Genomic DNA, 20,146 nt, shown 5'->3' with positions numbered 1-20,146 from the left:
CCATGACACGCACCGCGGTCCTCGGCGGGCTGGGTACCTGGGTCCCGCCCCGGGTGGTCACCAACGACATGCTCGCGGCCGAGCTGGACACCACCGACGAGTGGATCAGAACCCGCACCGGCATCGAGCGGCGCCATGTGGCGTCGCCCGGCATGAGCACCGGCCATCTGGCGACGGAGGCCGCCCGGCGGGCGCTGAAGTCGGCGGGCACCGAGCGGGTGGACCTGGTGGTGGTGGCCACCAGCACCCCGGACCGGCCGTGTCCCGCGACGGCCCCGGTGGTGGCCGACGCCCTCGGGCTCACCGGGGTGGGCGCGTTCGACGTGGCCGCGGTGTGCACCGGGTTCGTGTACGGCCTGGCCACCGCGGCGGGACTGATCGGCACCGGGGTGGTCGACACCGCCCTGGTGGTGGGGGCGGACACCTTCTCCACGATCCTGGACCCGGCCGACCGCACCACCCGGGTCATCTTCGGGGACGGCGCCGGGGCCGCGGTGCTCCGGGCCGGCGAGCGGACGGAGGACGGCGCGCTGCTCGGGTTCGACCTGGGCAGCGACGGCCGGGGGGTGGACCTCATCACCGTGCCGGCCGGCGGCTCGGAGCAGCGGCTCGCCGAGACCGGTCCGGCGCCGTCGGACGTCTACTTCCACATGGACGGGCCCCAGGTCTTCGCGCGTGCGGTCCGGCACATGAGCGGCTCGGTACGCGCCGTGCTCGACCGGGCCGGGCTGGCACCGGACGACCTCGCCCATCTGGTGCCGCACCAGGCCAATGTGCGCATCCTGGACACCTGCGCCCGCGATCTGGGCCTGCCGGCGGAGCGGGTCGTGAAGAACATCGACCGGGTCGGCAACACCGTGGCCGCGTCCATTCCGCTGGCGCTCGCCGCGGGCGCCACGGCCGGCCGGTTCGAGGCGGGGCAGTCCGTCGTCCTCACCGGCTTCGGCGGCGGACTGACCTGGGGCTCGGCCCTGCTCACCTGGCCGGGCTCGCTCGTCCCCATCACCGAGAGCTGAGCAGTCGTACAAGCGAGAAGAGAACCATGGGCAACCTTGACGAAAACCTGAAGTCACTGCTTGACGAGCGTTTTCCCAAATCCACCGACTCCCTTTTCGCGGGGGCCACCTTCAAGGAGTCGGGAATCGACTCGATGGGGGTGGTCGAATTCATCGTGGAGATGGAGCGTCACTTCGGCACCCCGATGCTGAACGGAAACGAGCTGGGCATCGACAACAATCTGGAGGACGCCCGCGAGTTGCTCAGATCCCTGGGTGTGAGCTGATGCCCGGGGAACACCGGCTGGCCCTGAACGAGAATCCGCTTCCGCCGTTGGAATCGGTGACCGCGGAGATCGCCCGGCATGCCGCCGCGGTCAACCGGTATCCGGAGTTCTACCCGGAGCGGCTGAAGGGCGTGCTCGCCGACTGGCTCGGCTTCCCGCGCGAGGGTGTCGTGGTGGGCTCCGGGTCGGTCGGTGTCGCGCTCCAGGCCCTCCAGGCGACCGTGCGTCCCGGCGGCGGCCTGGCGTACGGCTGGCGCAACTTCGACGCGTACCCGCTGCTCGCCCGGATGACGGCGGCCCGTCCGCTGGAGGTTCCGCTGCTGCCGGGCGGCCACCAGGATCTCACCCGTCTGGCGAAGGCGGCGGCGGAGGCCGATGCGGTGATCGTCTGCAACCCGCACAATCCGACCGGACGGTTTGTCACGGCCAATGAGCTGCGGGACTTCCTCGCCCTGGTCCCGGCCGGGACCACGGTCGTGCTGGACGAGGCGTACATCGAGTTCGTCGCGGCCGAGGAGCGTCCGGACTCGGCGGAGTGGGTGCGGGAGTTCCCCAACCTGCTGGTGCTGCGCACCTTCTCCAAGGCGTACGGCCTCGCCGACCTGCGCGTCGGCTACGGCCTGACCAGCCCCGAGCTGGCCCGGCGGATCAACGAGTTCCAGCTTCCCTTCGCCATCAGCTCGCTGTCGGTGGCCGCGGTGGAGGCCTCCCTGCGCGAGCAGGGCGAGCTGGGCGCGCGAGTGGAACGCATCGTGCGGGAACGCGACCGGCTGGCCCGGGGGCTCACCGCCGCCGGCTGGGCGGTCCTGCCCAGCCGGACGAACTTCCTCTGGTTCGACGAGCCGGAGCGGGTGCCGCAGCTCCGCGCGGCCCTGGAGCAGAGCGGGGTCCTGGCCCGGTTCTTCGAGGGCGAGGGCGTCCGGCTCACCGTCGGCGACGCCGAGGCCAACGACGCGGTGCTGCGCGCGCTGTCGTAACGCCCGCACCGCGGACGAAGAAGAGCGGTCGTGGCCGGGATCTCCCCGCCACGACCGCTCTTCGCTGTTCCCGGGTGCCTTACCAGCCGCCGCCCGGGGCGACCTGCCGTACGCCCGGCAGGGCCGCGGTCAGCACCGTCTCGAACCAGGCGGAGACCGGGGCCGTCGCGCGCAGCGCGTCGAGTTCCGCGCGGTTCACGAAGCGGTAGTCGCCCACCTCCTCCGGGTCCGGCTCGGGCTTGGCCTCCACCACGCCCACGAACAGGTGGTTGTACTCCTTCTCCACCAGCCCGGAGATCTCGTCCGGGTGCTCGTAGGTGACCGTGCCGGCCGTCCGGAGGGAGACGTCCACCAGGCCGAGTTCCTCGCGCACGCGGCGCACGGCGGCGTCCTGCGGGGGCTCGTCGGGGTAGGGGTGGCCGCAGCAGGTGTTGGACCACACGCCCGGCGAGTGGTACTTCGTCAGGGCGCGCTGCTGGAGCAGCATCCGGCCCTCGGTGTCGAAGAGGAAGACCGAGAACGCCCGGTGCAGATGGCCGGGGGCCTGGTGCGCGGACAGCTTCTCGGCGACGCCGATCGTGCGGCCGTCGTCGTCCACCAGCTCCAGCAGAATCGGTTCGGTGGAGACGGCCTCAGCGGCAGAGGTCATGCCGAGGCCTCCCGGGCGGTCACCTTGACGGGCAGCCGGGCCGGGCCCCGCAGCCACAGACCGGGCTTGAGGTCGACCTCGTCCCCCTCCAGCTCCAGGGTGCCGCACCGCCGCGCGAGGCCGATCAGCGCTTCCTTGGCCATCAGACGCGAGAGGTTGTCACCGAGGCAGTAGTGGATGCCCCGGCCGAAGGAGAGGTGCTTGCGGCCGTGCGCGCCCAGCGACACCGCGTCGGGGTTCTCGAACTCCCGCTCGTCGCGGTTGGCCGCGGCCAGCATCAGCAGCACCACGTCGCCGGTCTGCATGGTCTGGCCGTGCAGCTCGATCGGCTCGTTGACGACCCGCCAGGACGCGTGCGTGGGGGGCTCCAGACGCAGCACCTCGTCGAGGACGTCGTCCCCGAGAGCGGGGTCCTCGGCCAGCCGGTTCAGCACCTCCGGGTGCTGGGCCAGCAGCACCACGGCGTTGCCGATGAGGTTGGCGAAGGTGTCCAGGCCCGGGACGATGAGCAGCACGCACATCGCCGCGACGTGGTGCACCGTCAGCCCCTCGATGGTGTCCGCAACGCTCAGCAGCGTGGACATCAGATCGGTGCCGCCCTCGGCCCGGCGGGCCTCGAGGGCCTTGACGAAGTACTCCGTGCACTCGGCCACCGCGCGCTGCGAGGCCGCCGCCAGGTCGTCCGGCGGGGCCGCGCCCAGCTCCAGCAGGCGCGCGATCTCGGTGGACCAGTCGACGAACTGCTTCTGGTCCTCGCGCGGAATGCCCATCATGTCGCCGAGGACACGGACCGGCAGCAGCGCGCCGAGCACCTCCATGGCGTCGAAGTGCGAGGGCAGGTCGGCCAGCAGCTCGTCGGTGATGTCCGTGACCGACTTGATCAGGGCCTCGACCGCGGCCGGCGTGAAGGGCGCCGCCACCAGGGTGCGCAGCGTCGTGTGGTCCGGCGGGTCGAGCAGCTTGAAGAGGTTGCCGTCCCAGCCGTCCATGCCCAGCCCCAGGAAGGGCGGCGGCTCCTCGTCGGGCCCGCCCGCCAGCTGGGCGAAGTAGGCGGTCTTGCTGAGGTCCTTGCCGAGCCTGCGGTCACGAAGCAGGAATTCGACGTCGTCGTACCGGCTCACCACCCAGGAGTTCAGCGGCCCGGGAAGGAGCGGGAATTCATCACGGAGCTTCCGATACGCCGGATAAGGGTCTCGGCGGAAGTTCGGATCGATTGGGTTGAAGAAAAATCCGGCTTCGGCAGCAGGATCCGGCATTACTGTCTCCCCGTCTGTCATGCCGCGGGCACGCCTGTCTGAGCAAGAAATGCCCACGGCTCAAGATCGCGACCACGATGATCCTAGCTTCCCACCCCGACCCAGTCATATAAGAAGTTCCAAAAAAAAGGGGCGGCCCCCCGGAGTTCTCCGGGGGGCCGCCCATGTGGCCTTGCAGCAACGGGTGGGATCAGTGGTGGCCGTGACCGGCCGTGATCTCCTTGTACTCCTCGACCGTCGGCTTCGGGATCTGGGAGTCCTCGCCGTAGTAGGCGTTGCTGAGCTTGGCGCGCAGCTTCTCCGAGCCCTTCACCTTGCGCTCGACGCCGTTCTCGTCGACCGTCGGGCCGATCTCGGCCGGCTTGAGCTGCTCGTGAGCCGTGAGCGTGTGCAGCTGCTCCTGGCTGAGCGGCTCGTGCACCTCGATGAACTCACCGTGCGGCAGGCGCTTGATGATGCCGGTCTCCCGGCCGTGCAGCACCTTGTCGCGGTCGCGGCGCTGGAGGCCGAGGCAGATCCGCTTGGTCACGATGAAGGCGATGACCGGTCCGGCGAAGAAGCTGATCCGCACGAACCAGGTGACCGCGTTGATCGACAGGCTGAAGTGGGTGGCCCACAGGTCGTTGCCACCGCCGATCAGGGTCACGCCGTAGAGCGTGAGCCAGGCGACACCGAGAGCGGTACGGGTCGGCGCGTTGCGCGGACGGTCCAGGATGTGGTGCTCGCGCTTGTCGCCGGTGATCCAGGTCTCGATGAACGGGTAGACACCGATCGCGAACAGGAGGATCGGGAAGAGCATCAGCGGGATGAACACGCCCAGGACGAACGTGTGGCCCCAGACGTTGATCTCCCAGCCCGGCATGAAGCGGATCAGACCCTCGGCGAAGCCCATGTACCAGTCGGGCTGGGCGCCGGTGGACACCTGGTCCGGACGGTAGGGACCCATGGCCCAGATCGGGTTGATCTGCGCGATCGCCGCGATGGCCGCGATGACACCGAAGACCAGGAAGAAGAAGCCTCCGGCCTTGGCCATGTAGACCGGCAGCAGCGGCATGCCGACGACGTTCTTCTCGGACTTGCCGGGACCCGCGAACTGCGTGTGCTTGTGGTAGAAGACCAGGATCAGGTGGGCCACCATCAGGCCCAGCATGATGCCCGGCAGCAGCAGGATGTGCACCGAGTAGAACCGGGCCACGATGTCGTGGCCGGGGAACTGGCCGCCGAAGGCGAAGAACGAGATGTACGTGCCGACGATCGGGATGGACAGGATCGCGCCCTCGATGAAGCGGATACCCGTACCCGACAGCAGGTCGTCCGGGAGCGAGTAACCGGTGAAGCCGGTGATCAGACCCAGGAAGAACAGCAGGAAGCCGAAGAGCCAGTTGATCTCACGCGGCTTGCGGAACGCGCCGGTGAAGAACACGCGCATCATGTGGACGAGCATGCCGCCCAGGAAGATCAGCGCGGCCCAGTGGTGGATCTGCCGGATCAGCAGACCGCCACGGACGTCGAAGCTGATGTGCACGGTGGAGGAGTACGCCTCCGACATCTGGATGCCCTGCAACGGGACGTAGCTGCCGTGGTACACCACCTCGTTCATCGACGGGTGGAAGAACAGCGTCAGATACACACCCGTGAGGATGATGATGATGAAGCTGTACATGCACACTTCGCCCAACATGAACGACCAGTGGTCGGGGAAGATCTTGCGCATGTTGGCCTTGGCCAGGGAGTAGATCCCGAGCCGGCCGTCGGCCCAGTCGGCGACGCGCTCGCCGGCCGGTGCCTTCCCGCGGGGGCGGGACTCGTCGTTGGAGTTAGTGCTCATCCGCGCTCCCAGAAAGCAGGACCGACGGGCTCTTCGAAGTCGCCGAGGGCCTCGAGGTAACCGTCCGAGTTGACCCCGATCCGCAGCTGCGGCAGGGCGTGGCCGGCCGGGCCGAAGATCACTCGGGCACCGTCGGAGAGGTCGAAGGTGGACTGGTGGCACGGGCAGAGGACGTGGTGCGTCTGCTGCTCGTACAGGGAGATCGGGCAACCGACATGGGTGCAGATCTTGGAGAAGGCGACGATGCCCTCGTGCGACCAGTCGAGCTCGCGCTTGTCCTTGATGTTCTCCGGCTGGAGCCGGACGATCATCAGGGCCGCCTTGGCGATCTCGTTCTGGAAGTCCTCCTGGGTCTCTTCCAGGCCCTCGGGCTTCGCGAAGGTGAGCGAACCGACCGCGACGTCCTCGGGACGCAGCGGCTGGTTGGTGTTCACGTTGACCAGCAGCTTGCCCTTGGCCCACAGCGTGTGGCGCAGCGAGGTGCCGGGCAGCGGGCCCAGGTCACGCAGCAGCACGACGCCGGAGAGCGGCACCAGGGTGAGCGCGCCGAGCATCGTGTTGCGGATCAGCTTGCGACGGCCGAGCGCGGACTCCGCGGCGCCCTGGCGGAAGTCCGCCATGACCTTGGCGCGGGTCTCGGGGGACGCCTCGATGGGGTGACGCTCGTCGGCGACCTCCACGTCGGACATCAGGGTGCGGGCCCAGTGGACCGCGCCCGCGCCGATGCAGAACAGCGCCACGCCGAGGGTCAGACCGAGCGCGAAGTTCAGCGCGCTGATGTGCCCGATCGGGAAGACGAAGATCGACTTGTCGACCGGGATCGTCACGTACGACGCGATGAAGGCGACGGTGGCCAGCATCGAGACCGTGAACAGCAGGGCGACGACGCGCTCGGACCGCTTGGCGGCACGCTCGTCGATGTCCTGGATCCGGTGCTCGTGGGGCGGCAGGCCGGGGTCGGCGAACGGGTTCTCCTCGTCCGCGACGCCTACGGCGCCGTGGCCGGCCTCCTGCGCAGCGGGCAGGTTCTCTTCTGGAATGTCTTGGCTACTCATGACTTCTTGGCCTTTGCGGTCCGAGCGGCGACCCACACGGCGACGACGATCAGGGCACCGAGGCCGGCGATCCAGCTGAAGAGGCCCTCGGTGACCGGGCCGAGCCCGCCCAGCGCGAGGCCGCCGGGGTTCACCGTCTTGTCACCGTTGACCGCGTTGAGGTACGCGATGATGTCCTTCTTGTTCTTCTCGGACATCGTCGTGTTCGGGAACGACGGCATGTTCTGCGGGCCGGTCAGCATGGCCTCGTAGATGTGCTTGGGCGCGACGCCCTCAAGGCTCGGCGCGAACTTGCCCATCGACAGGGCGCCGCCCTTGCCGGCGAAGTTGTGGCACTGCGCGCAGTTGGTGCGGAACAGCTCGCCACCCTTGCCGACGTCCGCGCCGTCCGGACCGTACTGCTGCTTGGTCGGCACGCTCGGGCCGGCGCCCAGCGAGGCGATGTAGGCGGCGAGCTGGTCGATCTGGGCCTGGTTGTAGACAGGCTTCTTGCGCACGGCCTGGGCGCCCTGCGAGGTGGCGGCCGGCATCCGGCCGGTGCCGACCTGGAAGTCGACGGCGGCGGCGCCGACGCCCACCAGGCTGGGGCCGTCGGAGGAGCCCTGGCCACCGGTGCCGTGGCAGCTGGCGCAGCCGACCTCGTAGAGCTTCTTGCCCTCCGAGATGGTGGTCAGGGACTGGGAGGTCTCATCGGCCTGCGCCTTGCCCGCGGGCGCGAACGCGGCGTAGAGCCCCCCAGTGGCCGCCAGCGCGAGGAGTAGGACGACGACCGCCGCCAGCGGATGGCGTCGTCGTGCGGAGAGCTTTTTCACGGATTACCCCGGTGTCAGGATCTTCTGCGTCGTGCTTCTGGATGTGCGGGAGTCGGTCCCGCTACTTGATCAGGTAGATCGTGGCGAAGAGGCCGATCCAGACCACATCGACGAAGTGCCAGTAGTAGGACACGACAATGGCGGCGGTCGCCTGCTCGTGAGTGAACCTCTTGGCCATGTAGGTACGGCCGAGGACCAGCAGGAAGGCGATGAGACCGCCCGTCACGTGCAGGCCGTGGAAGCCGGTGGTCAGGTAGAACACCGAGCCGTACGGGTCGGAGGACAAGGAGATGCCCTCGTCCCTCACCAGGCTGGTGTACTCGTAGATCTGACCGCCGATGAAGATCGCGCCCATGATGAAGGTGAGGATGAACCACCCACGGAGCTTCTTCACGTCGCCCCGCTCGGCAGCGAACACGCCGAGCTGGCAGGTGAGCGAGGAGAGCACCAGGATCGTGGTGTTCGTCGCGGAGAAAGGCACATTGAGCGCGTCGGCCATGTGCTTCCAGTGATCCGGACCGGTGACGGACCGGAGGGTGAAGTACATCGCGAAGAGGGCCGCGAAGAACATCAGCTCGGAACTCAACCAGATGATGGTTCCGACGCTGGTGAGGTTCGGCCGGCTGACCGACGGGTGCGCGTGCCCGGTTTCTACTGTCGTTGCTGTCGCCACGACCGACATTATGTCGGTCGCTTATCTCGCGCTCACTCCGGGGGGTGCCGTTCGGAGTGTTGCCACCCGCCGGACCGGTGTTGACGTGGTGTTCATGGGGACTTCGACGGGAGTAACATCCGCCCGAACGGCCCTGTCCGTGCTGTCCGTACGACGCTGACGTCCCGGAGGAACAATGCAGCCGACCGCCACAGTGCTGGTCTACAGCGACGACTCCAACACGCGGGAACAGGTCCGGCTGGCAGCCGGCCACCGGCCCGCTCCGGACGTCCCTGTCGTGGAGTTCGTCGAGTGCGCGACGCCGGAGGCGGTGCTGCGCGAGCTGGACAAGGGCGGCATCGACGTGTGCGTCCTGGACGGCGAGGCCGTGCCCATGGGGGGCATGGGGATGTGCCGGCAGATCAAGGACGAGGTGTTCGGCTGCCCGCCGGTGCTGCTGCTGATGGGCCGGCCGCAGGACGCCTGGCTGGCCACGTGGAGCCGGGCGGACGCGGCGGTCACGCTGCCGGTGGACCCGGTGGAGTTCGCCTCCCAGCTGGCCTCCCTGCTGCGGCAGAAGCGGCTGCTGAGCGCGTAGCGGGACGACGGGGCGCGAGGAGCCTGTGCGGGTGCCGGCCCGGGCCGGGCCGGCACCCGGTTCCGCGCGCCCCCTGCGGGTGTTCACACCGCCGTGGGCCGCAGGCGTACCGCGTCCTGCGCCGCCGGGCCGTCCGGCGAGCCACTGGACAGGGCGCTGCCCTCGCGCCATTTCCGCCAGTCGACGTTCCAGTCGCCGAAGCCGTTGCCGAACGGCTCCATGGGGTCGCCGTTGGAGTTGACGACCCTGACGATGTCGCCCTCGTGGATGTGGTCGAAGAACCACTCGGCGTTGGACGTGCTCATCCCGGTGCAGCCGTGGCTGACGTTGGCGTAGCCCTGTGAGCCGACGGACCAGGGCGCGGCGTGCACGTACTCGCCGGACCAGGTGACCCGGGTGGCGTAGTAGACCGGCAGGTCGTACGAGTCCGAGCTGCCCGCGGCGATGCCGACCGTGGTGCCGCGCATCCGCACGAAGTACTGCTTGGCGAGGACCACCTTGACGCCGTTGCGGGTCTCGAAGCCGGGCTTGCCGGTGGTGACGGGGATCTGGTTGATCTCCTCGCCGTTCTTGTAGAACGTCAGCTGGTGCGCCGCGGCGTCGGTGACGGCCTCGATGCGTTCCCCGATGGTGAGCTTCAACGGCTTGCTCCGGCCGCCCCACAGCCGGTCGCCGATCCTGATGCCCTCCAGGTTGCTGTGCACCTGGATGGTGGTGTGGGTGGGCCAGTACTCCTTGGGCCGGTAGTGGAGTTCCTTGTCGCTCACCCAGTACCAGGAGCCCTGCACGGCCGGTGTCGACTCCACCCGCAGGGCGCGCTCCACGACGGCCCGCTGGGTCCGGTCCTTGATCTCCTGGTCGAGCTGGGCGGTGATGGGCTGCCCGACGCCGTACTGGCCCGAGTCCGGCCCGAAGGTGACGGTCAGCCGCTTCTTGCTGGTGGGCTTGGTGGTGTCGAAGGCGATGACCTTGCGGCCGGGCGCGCCGTCCTCGTCCTCGGTGCTCACCGTGACCGTGTAGTGGGCGTTGGCGGCCAGCGGGGAGGTGCTGTGCCAGCGGCTGCCGTCGGCGGCGAGTTCGCCCGCCACATAGCGTCCTGTGGAGTCCTGGGCGGTGACGTCGGTGATCCGTCCGTCGCCGCTCCTGGCGGTGACCTCCAGGGGCTTGTCCGGATCGGCCCGCTTCCCCTCACCGACGGGGCCGTTGAAGTCGATCAGGCCCGCTGCGTCGTACGGCTTGGCCGACAGGGGGTTGCCGTCCGAACCGCAGGCGGTGACGCCCGCGCCGAGGGCGGTCACCAGCAAGGTGCAGCTGACGACGGTGCGGGTCCGCGGAGTGTGGTTCATACGATCACGCTATGAGGAGGAGACCCTACCGGCGCGGCACGTAACCCGTACGAGCGAACGACACTGCTGCGAACGACGGATACGCAAAAGCCGGGAGCCCGGACCCCCCTGGCGGAGGATCCGGGCTCCCGGATGGGTACGCGTGTGCTACTGGGTGCGGTTCTCACCGTGGTAGTACTCGAACACCCAGCCGAACAGACCGATCAGGATGAACGGCGCGGAGAAGTAGATCAGCCACCAGCCGACCGCGATGCTGAGGAAGGCGATCGCGCCGCCGACGCCCAGCATGAGCGGCTGCCAGCTGTGCGGGCTGAAGAAGCCCAGCTCGCCCGCGTCGTCCGCGACGTCGGCCTCCTTGTCGTCCTGCGCACCCGCGTCGACCCGCCGGGCGGTGAAGCCCAGGTAGAAGCCGATCATGATGCTCAGGCCGAAGGCCATGAACAGCGCCGTGGTACCGGCCGGCTCCTTCGACCACACGCCGTACACGACGGCCATGATCAGGATGAAGAAGCTCAGCCAGATGAACATCCGGCCCTGGATCTTCACTTGCCGGCCTCCTTGCTGCCCTCGACGGCGCTGGCGCCGTGACCGGCGTACTCAAGCTGCTCGAGCGCGGCGATCTCGGGGTGGTGCAGGTCGAACGCCGGGGATTCGCTGCGGATCCGCGGCAGGGTGGTGAAGTTGTGCCGCGGCGGCGGGCAGGAGGTCGCCCACTCGAGCGAACGACCGTAGCCCCACGGGTCGTCGACCTCGATCTTCTTGCCGTACTTGGCCGTCTTCCAGACGTTGTAGAGGAACGGCAGGATCGACAGGCCGAGCAGGAACGAGCAGATGGTCGAGACCGTGTTCAGCGCGGTGAAGCCGTCGGCCGCCAGGTAGTCGGCGTACCGGCGCGGCATGCCCTCGGCGCCCAGCCAGTGCTGGACCAGGAAGGTGCCGTGGAAGCCGATGAACAGCGTCCAGAAGGTGATCTTGCCGAGGCGCTCGTCCAGCATCTTGCCGGTGAACTTCGGCCACCAGAAGTGGAAGCCGGAGAACATCGCGAAGACGACCGTACCGAAGACCACGTAGTGGAAGTGGGCCACCACGAAGTACGAGTCGGACACGTGGAAGTCCATCGGGGGCGAGGCCAGGATGACACCGGTCAGACCACCGAACGTGAAGGTGATCAGGAAGCCGGCGGCCCAGAGCATCGGCGTCTCGAAGGACAGCGAGCCCTTCCACATCGTGCCGATCCAGTTGAAGAACTTCACACCGGTCGGGACGGCGATCAGGAAGGTCATGAAGGAGAAGAACGGCAGCAGCACACCACCGGTGACGTACATGTGGTGGGCCCACACCGTCACGGACAGACCGGCGATCGCGATGGTGGCGGCGACCAGACCCATGTAGCCGAACATCGGCTTACGGGAGAAGACCGGGATGACCTCGGAGATGATGCCGAAGAACGGCAGCGCGATGATGTACACCTCTGGATGGCCGAAGAACCAGAAGAGGTGTTGCCAGAGCAGGGCTCCGCCGTTGGTCGCGTCGAACACATGGGCACCGAATTTGCGGTCCGCCTCCAGGGCGAACAGCGCGGCGGCCAGCACCGGGAAGGCGAGCAGGACCAGCACACCGGTCAGCAGCACGTTCCACACGAAGATCGGCATGCGGAACATGGTCATGCCCGGGGCACGCATGCAGATGATCGTGGTGATGAAGTTGACCGAGCCGAGGATGGTGCCGAAGCCGGAGAGGGCCAGACCCATGATCCACATGTCGGCGCCGGCACCCGGGCTGCGGACCGCGTCCGACAGCGGGGAGTAGGCGAACCAGCCGAAGTCGGCCGCACCCTGCGGGGTGAGGAAGCCGCCCACGGCGATGAGCGAGCCGAACAGGTACAGCCAGTAGGCGAACATGTTCAGCCGCGGGAACGCCACGTCCGGCGCGCCGATCTGAAGCGGCATGATCCAGTTCGCGAAGCCGGCGAACAGCGGCGTCGCGAACATCAGCAGCATGATCGTGCCGTGCATCGTGAACGCCTGGTTGAACTGCTCGTTCGTCATGATCTGCAGGCCCGGACGGGCCAGCTCGGCGCGCATGAGCAGCGCCATCACGCCGCCGATCAGGAAGAACGCGAACGACGTAGCGAGGTACATCGTCCCGATCGTCTTGTGGTCGGTGGTCGTCAGCCACTTCACCACGACATTGCCGGGCTGCTTGCGCCTGACGGGCAGCTCGTCGGAGTACGAGCCGTCAGCTGCCGCGGCACCCTGGGGTTCGTTGAGGATGCTCACAGGTTGTTCGTCTCCCGGTTCTTCTCGTGGCTCGTCTGCGCGATGCCGGCGGGAATGTAACCGGTCTGCCCCTTCTTGGCGAGGTCCTTGAGGTGCTGCTCGTACGCTGCCGGGGAGACGACCTTCACGTTGAACAGCATCCGGGAGTGGTCGACGCCGCAGAGCTCAGCACACTTGCCGAGGAAGGTGCCCTCCTTGTTGGGGGTCACCTGGAAGGCGTTGGTGTGGCCCGGGATGACGTCCTGCTTCATCAGGAACGGCACCACCCAGAAGGAGTGGATGACGTCCCGGGAGGTCAGGACGAACCGGACCGTCTTGCCCTTGGGGAGCCAGAGGGTCGGACCGGGGTTGTTCGTCTGCGGGTTCCGGGTACCGGGCGTGCCGACGTCGTAGACACCGCCGGCGTTCGCCGGGAAGTCCTTCTTGAACCGGTCCGGAATGGCGTCCAGGTTCTTGTCGGTCTTCGCGTCACCGGAGACACCCGGGACGTTCTCGACGTAGTTGAAGCCCCAGCTCCACTGGAAGCCGACCACGTTGACCGTGACGTCGGGCTTCTTGGAGAGGTCCAGGAGCTTCGACTCGTCCCGGGCCGTGAAGTAGAAGAGCACCGAGATGATGATGATCGGGACCACCGTGTACAGGGCCTCGATCGGCATGTTGTACCGGGTCTGCGGAGGTACCTCGACCTTGGTGCGGCTGCGCCGGTGGAAGAAAGCACTCCACAGGATCAGGCCCCACACCAGCACGCCGGTGGCCAGCGCGGCAGCCCAGGAGCCCTGCCACAGGGAGAGGATCCGCGGAGCCTCTTCCGTGGTCGGGGTGGGCATGCCAAGGCGGGGGAAGTCCTTGTATGTGCAACCGGTTGCGGTCGCCAGGACCAGGCCCGCGGTCAGTGCCTGCAGCAGCTTCCGCCGCATCGGGCGCCGCGGCGAGCGGTCGGAGCCGTTGGGACTCACGTAGCGCCTTCCCGAGAGTCTCGCCCGCGCGGTCGGCTGCGGCCTTCTCGCTGGTCGGTCGCCGCCCTGCGTCGGGCAGGGGTTTGGATGTTTATGCGGACCAAACCCTAGCCCACCCTCTCCGAGGGTTCGCGAGGAGGGGTGCCTACTAACTCGGGTGGTTCGCTTGATTGGCGGCTGCGGGCCTGTTGTGGCTGGTCGCGCCGTTCCTCGCGCCCCTTTGGGGCGTCCCCCTGACCGGCGGTTTAGCGTTGCCGTATGGCCTACTTTGATGCTGCTTCCGCCGCTCCTCTCCACCCTGTGGCCCGTCAGGCGTTGTTGGCCTCTTTGGATGAGGGGTGGGCCGATCCCGCGCGGCTGTACCGGGAGGGGCGAAAGGCCCGGATGCTGCTCGATGCCTCCCGGGAGGCGGCTGCCGAGGCGATCGGGTGCCGGGCCGACGAGGTGGTGTTCACCTCGTCCGGGACCCGGGCCGTACACACGGGTGTGGCCGGGGCGTTGGCCGGGCGGCGGCGGGTGGGGCGTCACCTGATCGTGTCCGCCGTCGAACACTCTTCGGTCCTGCACTCCGCCGACCGGCACACCTCGGAGGGCGGCACCGTCACCCAGGTGGCCGTCAGCCGGACGGGAGCCGTCGACCCCGGGGAGTACGCCGCCGCGCTCCGGCCGGACACCGCGCTGGCCTGCTTGCAGTCGGCCAACCACGAGGTGGGCACCGTACAGCCGGTGGCGGAGGTGGCCGAGGTGTGCCGGGCGGCCGGGGTGCCGCTGCTGGTGGACGCGGCGCAGTCGCTGGGCTGGGGGCCCGTGGAGGGCGGCTGGTCGCTGCTCGCGGCCAGTGCGCACAAGTGGGGCGGGCCCTCGGGGGTCGGGCTGCTCGTCGTGCGCAAGGGGGTGCGGTTCGCCGCCCAAGAGGCGGTGGACGAGCGGGAGTCGGGGCGGGCGCCGGGGTTCGAGAACATCCCGGGGATCGTGGCGACCGTCGCCTCGCTGCGCGCCGTGCGGGCGGAGGCGGCCCAGGAGTCGGTACGGCTGCGGGAACTGACGGCGCGAATCCGGGACCGGGTGCCACAGCTGGTGCCGGACGCGGAGGTGGTGGGCGATCCGGAGCGGCGGCTGCCGGGCATCGTCACCTTCTCCTGCCTGTATGTCTCCGGCGAGACGCTGCTGCACGAGCTGGACCGGGCGGGCTTCTCGGTCTCCTCCGGGTCCTCCTGCACCAGCAGCACGCTGACCCCGAGCCATGTGCTGAGGGCCATGGGGGTGCTCAGCGAGGGCAACGTCCGGGTGTCGCTGCCGTTGGGTGTGGCCGAGGCGGATGTGCGGCGGTTCCTGGAGGTGCTGCCGGGGGCGGTGGCGGGGGTGCGCGAGCAGCTGGGGGCTCCGGCGGCGGCGCCGGCCGGGCAGCCGGGCCCCGGGGAGCTGGTCGTCGACTCGCTCGGCAAGCGCTGCCCGATCCCGGTGATCGAGCTGGCGAAGGTGTTCGGGCAGGTGCCGGTGGGCGGCACCGTACGGGTCCTCTCCGACGACGAGGCGGCGCGGCTGGACATCCCCGCGTGGTGCGAGATGCGGGGCCAGGAGTACGTCGGAGAGGAACCGGCTCAGCGGGGTACGGCCTACGTGGTGCGCAGGGTCGCCTGAGGCGGGTGCCCCGGCCCGGTCAGCTCAGGTGGGCGCGGACCTCGTCCGCGGCCTCCTCGCCGTACGCCTTGGTGAAGCGCTCCATGAAGTGGCCGCGCTGGAGGCGGTACTCCTGGGTGCCCACCGTCTCGATGACGAGCGTGGCCAGCATGCAGCCGACCTGGGCGGCGCGCTCGTGCGAGACGCCCCAGGCGAGGGCGGACAGGAACCCGGCGCGGAAGGCGTCGCCGACGCCCGTGGGGTCGGCCTTGCGCTCCTCCTCCGGGCAGCCGACCTCGATCGGGTCCTCGCCGGTCCGCTCGATCCGCACGCCCCGGGAGCCGAGCGTGGTGACGCGGTGGCCGACCCGGGAGAGGATCTCGGCGTCGCTCCAGCCGGTCTTGGCCTCGATGAGGCCCTTCTCGTACTCGTTGGAGAAGAGGTACGTCGCCCCGTCCAGCAGGATGCGGATCTCCTCGCCCTCCATCCGGGCGATCTGCTGGGAGAAGTCGGCGGCGAAGGGGATCCCCCGGGAGCGGCACTCCTCGGTGTGGCGGAGCATCGCCTCGGGGTCGTCGGCGCCGATGAGGACCAGGTCGAGGCCGGACACCCGGTCGGCCACGGTCTTCAGCTCGATGAGGCGGGCCTCGCTCATGGCGCCCGTGTAGAAGGAGCCGATCTGGTTGTGGTCGGCGTCGGTGGTGCACACGAAGCGGGCCGTGTGCAGGGTCTCGGAGATCCGGACCGAGTCGGTGTCCACACCGTGCCGCTCCAGCCAGGCCCGGTACTCGTCGAAGTCGAAGCCGGCGGCGCCGACGAGGATCGGCCGGGTGCCGAGCTGGCCCATGCCGAAGGCGATGTTGGCGGCGACACCGCCGCGGCGCACGTCCAGGTTGTCGACCAGGAAGGAGAGCGAGACCGTGTGCAGCTGGTCCGCGACGAACTGGTCGGCGAAACGGCCGGGAAAAGTCATGAGGTGGTCGGTGGCGATGGAGCCGGTGACTGCAATGCGCACGACGGAGATTCTCCTGCGGGAGGCGGGATTGACAGTTCACGCTACCCGGTCGGAGGTCGCCACTGTAGGTGGCAAAACTACCCGATAGTAGATCTTTCTTCGCAGTCTTCGTGTGCCTACGGTTCGACTATGACGAACCTCAAGGTCCACTCCACCACCGCCCCGGCCGACCTGGAAGAGGGTCTGGCCGCGCTGCGCGGTGACTGCGCCCGCATGGTTCCGCACTGGGCGGTGCCGGAGCGCCCGAAGTCCCGGCCGGTGCCGCCGTCCCTGATCCACGGGGTGACCGTGCCCGCGCGCTCCGCCCGGCTGCTGGACGCGATGTCCGACTACGGCGACTGAGCCGGGGGCGCGTTTTCCGGGAACCGTGCGCTCCTCTGCCGCGTCCCATCGCCGTCCCCCAGGCGGGGGATGCGGGATACGACCCAGCGAGGAGCGATGCGGTGAACAGCGAGCGGCCCGAGAACTCCGAGACTCCCGAGACCCCCGGGGCGTCCGGGACACCCGGGGACGACGTGACCACCGGGGACGACGTGACCGCGGTCGAAGAGGGCGGCGGCGGGCGGGCCGGACGGCGCCGGTCGTCCTGGGCCGTCCTCTCCGTCGCCGCCGCCGTGCTGCTGGTCGGCGGCGGCGGGGCGTATCTCGCCGCGGGCGGTGGCCCGGACGGCCGGGGCGGCGCGTCGGCCGGGGCCGGCGCGGGGGCCACTCCCCCGCCGCTCGTCCTGGACGGCGCCGGGGAGCAGGATCCGTACGGCGCCCGGTACGTGGCGCACGGCGAGCTGCCGGCCGGGCCCGGCTCGGCGCCGGTGTACGGGCCGGGGGCGGAGATCGGCCGGGACCGGGTGGCCCGGCTGGCGAAGGCGCTGGGGGTGGCGGGGACGCCGGTGGCCGAGGGCCGGATCTGGCGGGTCGGCGGCAAGGACGGGACCGGGCCGCGCCTCCAGGTGAACCGGGACGCGCCGGGCAGCTGGACCTTCAGCCGGTACGCGCCGGGCACCGACGACTGCAAGAAGGGCGTCCTGTGCGCGCATGACCCGATGGCCCCCGCGGGCACCCCGGTGAGTGCGGCGGCGGCCGAGAAGGCGGCGGCGCCGGTGCTGGAGGCGGCCGGGCTGGGCGGCGCGAAGATCGAGGCGGACCAGGTGCTGGGCGCCCAGCGGGTGGTCGACGCGGATCCGGTGGTCGGCGGGCTGCCGACGTACGGCTGGACGACCGGCCTGACCGTCGACAAGCAGGGTGTGCTGGTCGGCGGGCACGGGCTGCTGGGGACGCCGGTGAAGGGGTCGGTGTATCCGGTGCTGGGGGCGCGCAGGACGCTGGAGCTGATGAACGCGGCGCCGAAGGGCGGGCACCGGATGGGGATCGGCGGGTGCACCCGTTCGATGCCGCTGAAGGACCGGCTGGAGAAGCCGTGCCGGACGGCGCCGTCGGCGGGGGCGTCCGGGGACACGATGACCGTGGGCAGGGCGGTGTTCGGGCTGGCCGCGCACTCCGTCGCGGGGCGGCAGACGCTGGTGCCGTCCTGGCTGTTCGAGGTGCGCGGGGCGGAGCCGGGAAGCGCGTCCACGGTGACGTACCCGGCGGTCGATCCGCGGTACGTGGCCTCGGCGACGCCGGCCACTCCCCCGGCGCCCACCGGGCCCGCGGCACCGGGGACGGTGAAGGTGACCGGCTATACGGCGAAGGGCCGGGAGCTGACCGTGCGGTTCTACGGCGGAGTGTGCGCCGACTACACGGCGGTGGCGCGGGAGAGCGGTGAGCGGGTGACCGTGACCGTGACCGAGCACCCCTGGCGGGGCAAGGTGTGCGTGATGATCGCCAAGGAGTTCGTGAAGACGGTACGGCTGGCCGCGCCGCTGGACGGGCGGACGGTGGTCGGCGCGGACGGCGGCCGGATCGCGCCCGGCGCGCCGCAGGCGCCCTCGCGCCCCTGAGGGATGCGGACGGAGGACGTACGACGAAGGCGGCGGCCCGCTGCACGGACCGCCGCCTTCGTCATGCCCTGGGCTCAGCTGAAGGAGTCGCCGCAGGCGCAGGAGCCGGTCGCGTTCGGGTTGTCGATCGTGAAGCCCTGCTTCTCGATGGTGTCCACGAAGTCGACGGTGGCGCCGCCCAGGTACGGAGCGCTCATGCGGTCGGTGACGACCTTGACCCCGCCGAAGTCCTTCACCACGTCGCCGTCGAGCGAGCGCTCGTCGAAGAAGAGCTGGTAGCGCAGGCCGGAGCAGCCGCCGGGCTGGACGGCGACGCGCAGCGCGAGGTCGTCGCGGCCTTCCTGGTCGAGCAGGGCCTTCACCTTGGCCGCGGCGGCGTCGGTCAGGATGATGCCGTCGGTGACGGTGCTGGTCTCGTCCGATACGGACATCTACATCTCTCCCGGGTTGTACGGAGACTGCTTGCCGACGAGTGCAACCGGCGCTTCCGCGGATTCATTCCGGGCCGGGCAGTCGCGTTGTCGCGTTGGCGGTTCTGTCTTCATGCTCGCACATGCCCGCAGACGCGGACAGCGATCCCGGGGGCTGCGCGCACGGGATTCACGTCACATCGACGCTATGGCCATCGTCAAAGTGACGTGAAGCGGTTATGATAGATAGCGTCAGTTAGACGAAAAGTAGAAAGGGTGCGTGTCGTGACCACCGCCCAGACCCCGGAGCTCGACGTGCAGCCGACTCCGCTCGCCCTGTTGCTGCTCGGCCGCGAGGCCGACCCGAAGAGCGAGCGGGGCGTCGAGTGCCCCGGTGACCTGCCGTCGCCGTCCGACCCCGACCTGGTGATGCGCGCCCGCGCGGCCAAGGAGAAGCTCGGCGACAAGGTCTTCGTGCTCGGTCACCACTACCAGCGTGACGAGGTCATTCAGTTCGCCGACGTCACGGGTGACTCCTTCAAGCTGGCCCGGGACGCGGCCGCGCGCCCGGAGGCCGAGTACATCGTCTTCTGCGGTGTGCACTTCATGGCCGAGTCCGCGGACATCCTGACGTCCGACGCCCAGAAGGTCGTGCTGCCGGACCTGGCGGCCGGCTGCTCGATGGCCGACATGGCGACGGCCGAGCAGGTCGCCGAGTGCTGGGACGTGCTGACCGAGGCCGGGATCGCCGAGCAGGTGGTCCCCGTCTCGTACATGAACTCCTCGGCCGACATCAAGGCGTTCACCGGCAAGCACGGCGGCACCATCTGCACCTCCTCCAACGCCCAGCGGGCCCTGGAGTGGGCCTTCCAGCAGGGCGAGAAGGTGCTGTTCCTGCCGGACCAGCACCTGGGCCGCAACACCGCCGTGCGGGACATGGGGATGTCCCTGGAGGACTGCGTCGTCTACAACCCGCACAAGCCGAACGGCGGGCTGACCACGGAGGAACTGCGCGCCGCCAAGATGATCCTGTGGCGCGGGCACTGCTCGGTGCACGGCCGGTTCAGCCTGGACTCGGTCAACGACGTGCGCGAGCGCATCCCCGGGGTGAACGTCCTGGTGCACCCCGAGTGCCGGCACGAGGTCGTGGCCGCGGCGGACTACGTCGGCTCCACCGAGTACATCATCAAGGCCCTGGAGGCCGCCCCGGCCGGCTCCAAGTGGGCCATCGGCACCGAGCTGAACCTGGTACGCCGCCTGGCGAACCGTTTCGCTCCCGAGGGCAAGGAGATCGTCTTCCTCGACAAGACGGTCTGCTTCTGCTCGACCATGAACCGCATCGACCTGCCCCACCTGGTCTGGGCCCTGGAGTCCCTCGCCGAGGGCAACCTGGTCAACCGCATCGAGGTCGACCCGGAGACGGAGGCGTTCGCCAAGCTGGCGCTGGAGCGGATGCTCGCCCTGCCGTAACCGG

20 protein-coding genes are annotated in these 20,146 nt (G+C 69.4%); 8 read left to right on the top strand and 12 right to left on the bottom strand.

Features of this window, described 5'->3' with window-relative positions; genetic code table 11:
• Window positions 1–2: 2 nt before the first annotated feature.
• From ACZ5CZ_RS27950 to ACZ5CZ_RS27940, 3 genes are read left to right on the top strand one after another with little or no spacing between them, the layout of a single operon-like run.
• Window positions 3–1,016, top strand: a complete 1,014-nt coding sequence (locus ACZ5CZ_RS27950; RefSeq protein WP_385844029.1) for a beta-ketoacyl-ACP synthase III — start codon at window positions 3–5, stop codon at window positions 1,014–1,016.
• 26 nt (window positions 1,017–1,042) lie between these two features.
• Window positions 1,043–1,282 carry an acyl carrier protein gene (locus ACZ5CZ_RS27945; protein ID WP_468947018.1) on the top strand — a complete coding sequence of 80 codons (240 nt, stop codon included), beginning with the start codon at window positions 1,043–1,045 and terminating at the stop codon, window positions 1,280–1,282.
• On the top strand, window positions 1,282–2,259 hold the full coding sequence (locus ACZ5CZ_RS27940) for an aminotransferase class I/II-fold pyridoxal phosphate-dependent enzyme (RefSeq protein ID WP_468947016.1): 978 nt from the start codon (window positions 1,282–1,284) through the stop codon (window positions 2,257–2,259). Before ACZ5CZ_RS27945 ends, ACZ5CZ_RS27940 begins: the two co-directional genes overlap by 1 nt.
• A gap of 79 nt (window positions 2,260–2,338) precedes the next feature.
• Here the strand turns inward: ACZ5CZ_RS27940 and idi are convergent, their stop codons facing one another.
• From idi to ctaE, 6 genes are all read right to left on the bottom strand, one after another.
• Window positions 2,339–2,908: an isopentenyl-diphosphate Delta-isomerase gene (gene idi, locus ACZ5CZ_RS27935; protein ID WP_385844032.1), complete on the bottom strand. Its 570-nt coding sequence runs from the start codon at window positions 2,906–2,908 to the stop codon at window positions 2,339–2,341.
• Window positions 2,905–4,029 carry a cytochrome P450 gene (locus tag ACZ5CZ_RS27930; protein WP_450785531.1) on the bottom strand — a complete coding sequence of 375 codons (1,125 nt, stop codon included), beginning with the start codon at window positions 4,027–4,029 and terminating at the stop codon, window positions 2,905–2,907. The genes idi and ACZ5CZ_RS27930 overlap by 4 nt, the downstream gene beginning before the upstream one ends.
• 325 nt (window positions 4,030–4,354) lie before the next feature.
• The gene (qcrB, locus tag ACZ5CZ_RS27925; RefSeq protein ID WP_385844034.1) at window positions 4,355–5,992 is read right to left on the bottom strand and encodes a cytochrome bc1 complex cytochrome b subunit; all 1,638 of its coding nucleotides are present in this window, start codon (window positions 5,990–5,992) and stop codon (window positions 4,355–4,357) included.
• The gene (gene qcrA, locus ACZ5CZ_RS27920; protein WP_385844035.1) at window positions 5,989–7,047 is read right to left on the bottom strand and encodes a cytochrome bc1 complex Rieske iron-sulfur subunit; all 1,059 of its coding nucleotides are present in this window, start codon (window positions 7,045–7,047) and stop codon (window positions 5,989–5,991) included. The genes qcrB and qcrA overlap by 4 nt, the downstream gene beginning before the upstream one ends.
• On the bottom strand, window positions 7,044–7,859 hold the full coding sequence (gene qcrC / locus ACZ5CZ_RS27915) for a cytochrome bc1 complex diheme cytochrome c subunit (RefSeq protein WP_467542722.1): 816 nt from the start codon (window positions 7,857–7,859) through the stop codon (window positions 7,044–7,046). The genes qcrA and qcrC overlap by 4 nt, the downstream gene beginning before the upstream one ends.
• Window positions 7,860–7,920: 61 nt before the next feature.
• Entirely contained in the window at window positions 7,921–8,541 is a 621-nt protein-coding gene (gene ctaE / locus ACZ5CZ_RS27910) for an aa3-type cytochrome oxidase subunit III (RefSeq protein WP_450785528.1), read from the bottom strand.
• 166 nt (window positions 8,542–8,707) lie between these two features.
• Between ctaE and ACZ5CZ_RS27905 the strand changes: the two genes are divergently transcribed.
• Window positions 8,708–9,109: a response regulator gene (locus ACZ5CZ_RS27905; RefSeq protein WP_385844039.1), complete on the top strand. Its 402-nt coding sequence runs from the start codon at window positions 8,708–8,710 to the stop codon at window positions 9,107–9,109.
• A gap of 83 nt (window positions 9,110–9,192) precedes the next feature.
• Here the strand turns inward: ACZ5CZ_RS27905 and ACZ5CZ_RS27900 are convergent, their stop codons facing one another.
• From ACZ5CZ_RS27900 to ctaC, 4 genes are all read right to left on the bottom strand, one after another.
• On the bottom strand, window positions 9,193–10,455 hold the full coding sequence (locus ACZ5CZ_RS27900; RefSeq protein WP_385844041.1) for a L,D-transpeptidase: 1,263 nt from the start codon (window positions 10,453–10,455) through the stop codon (window positions 9,193–9,195).
• A 147-nt stretch (window positions 10,456–10,602) separates the two neighbouring features.
• Window positions 10,603–11,001 (bottom strand): cytochrome c oxidase subunit 4, encoded by a 399-nt coding sequence (locus ACZ5CZ_RS27895; protein ID WP_385844042.1) that lies wholly within the window; start codon window positions 10,999–11,001, stop codon window positions 10,603–10,605.
• Window positions 10,998–12,734 (bottom strand): aa3-type cytochrome oxidase subunit I, encoded by a 1,737-nt coding sequence (gene ctaD / locus ACZ5CZ_RS27890; RefSeq protein ID WP_385844043.1) that lies wholly within the window; start codon window positions 12,732–12,734, stop codon window positions 10,998–11,000. The genes ACZ5CZ_RS27895 and ctaD overlap by 4 nt, the downstream gene beginning before the upstream one ends.
• Window positions 12,731–13,690, bottom strand: a complete 960-nt coding sequence (ctaC, locus tag ACZ5CZ_RS27885) for an aa3-type cytochrome oxidase subunit II (RefSeq protein WP_385844044.1) — start codon at window positions 13,688–13,690, stop codon at window positions 12,731–12,733. The genes ctaD and ctaC overlap by 4 nt, the downstream gene beginning before the upstream one ends.
• Before the next feature lie 258 nt (window positions 13,691–13,948).
• Here ctaC and ACZ5CZ_RS27880 point away from each other — a divergent pair, with 258 nt between their 5' ends.
• Window positions 13,949–15,331 carry an aminotransferase class V-fold PLP-dependent enzyme gene (locus ACZ5CZ_RS27880; RefSeq protein WP_468947008.1) on the top strand — a complete coding sequence of 461 codons (1,383 nt, stop codon included), beginning with the start codon at window positions 13,949–13,951 and terminating at the stop codon, window positions 15,329–15,331.
• Window positions 15,332–15,350: 19 nt separating this feature from the next.
• Here the strand turns inward: ACZ5CZ_RS27880 and ACZ5CZ_RS27875 are convergent, their stop codons facing one another.
• On the bottom strand, window positions 15,351–16,325 hold the full coding sequence (locus tag ACZ5CZ_RS27875; RefSeq protein ID WP_385844047.1) for a carbohydrate kinase family protein: 975 nt from the start codon (window positions 16,323–16,325) through the stop codon (window positions 15,351–15,353).
• Between the two features lie 129 nt (window positions 16,326–16,454).
• Between ACZ5CZ_RS27875 and ACZ5CZ_RS27870 the strand changes: the two genes are divergently transcribed.
• Window positions 16,455–16,667: a hypothetical protein gene (locus ACZ5CZ_RS27870; RefSeq protein WP_385844048.1), complete on the top strand. Its 213-nt coding sequence runs from the start codon at window positions 16,455–16,457 to the stop codon at window positions 16,665–16,667.
• A gap of 101 nt (window positions 16,668–16,768) precedes the next feature.
• Window positions 16,769–18,262 (top strand): hypothetical protein, encoded by a 1,494-nt coding sequence (locus ACZ5CZ_RS27865; protein WP_468947006.1) that lies wholly within the window; start codon window positions 16,769–16,771, stop codon window positions 18,260–18,262.
• A 74-nt stretch (window positions 18,263–18,336) separates the two neighbouring features.
• On the opposite strand, the gene ACZ5CZ_RS27860 is transcribed toward ACZ5CZ_RS27865, so the two are convergent.
• Complete coding sequence (locus ACZ5CZ_RS27860; protein ID WP_385844052.1) at window positions 18,337–18,693, bottom strand: iron-sulfur cluster assembly accessory protein; 357 nt, start codon at window positions 18,691–18,693, stop codon at window positions 18,337–18,339.
• Window positions 18,694–18,957: 264 nt separating this feature from the next.
• Between ACZ5CZ_RS27860 and nadA the strand changes: the two genes are divergently transcribed.
• Complete coding sequence (gene nadA, locus ACZ5CZ_RS27855) at window positions 18,958–20,142, top strand: quinolinate synthase NadA (protein ID WP_467542738.1); 1,185 nt, start codon at window positions 18,958–18,960, stop codon at window positions 20,140–20,142.
• The last annotated feature ends 4 nt before the right edge of the window (window positions 20,143–20,146 follow it).

This window comes from Streptomyces sp. NPDC031418, from assembly GCF_055581605.1.
The sequence above is the reverse complement of the archived record's forward strand: the minus strand, read 5'-3'. Positions and strand labels throughout refer to the sequence as shown.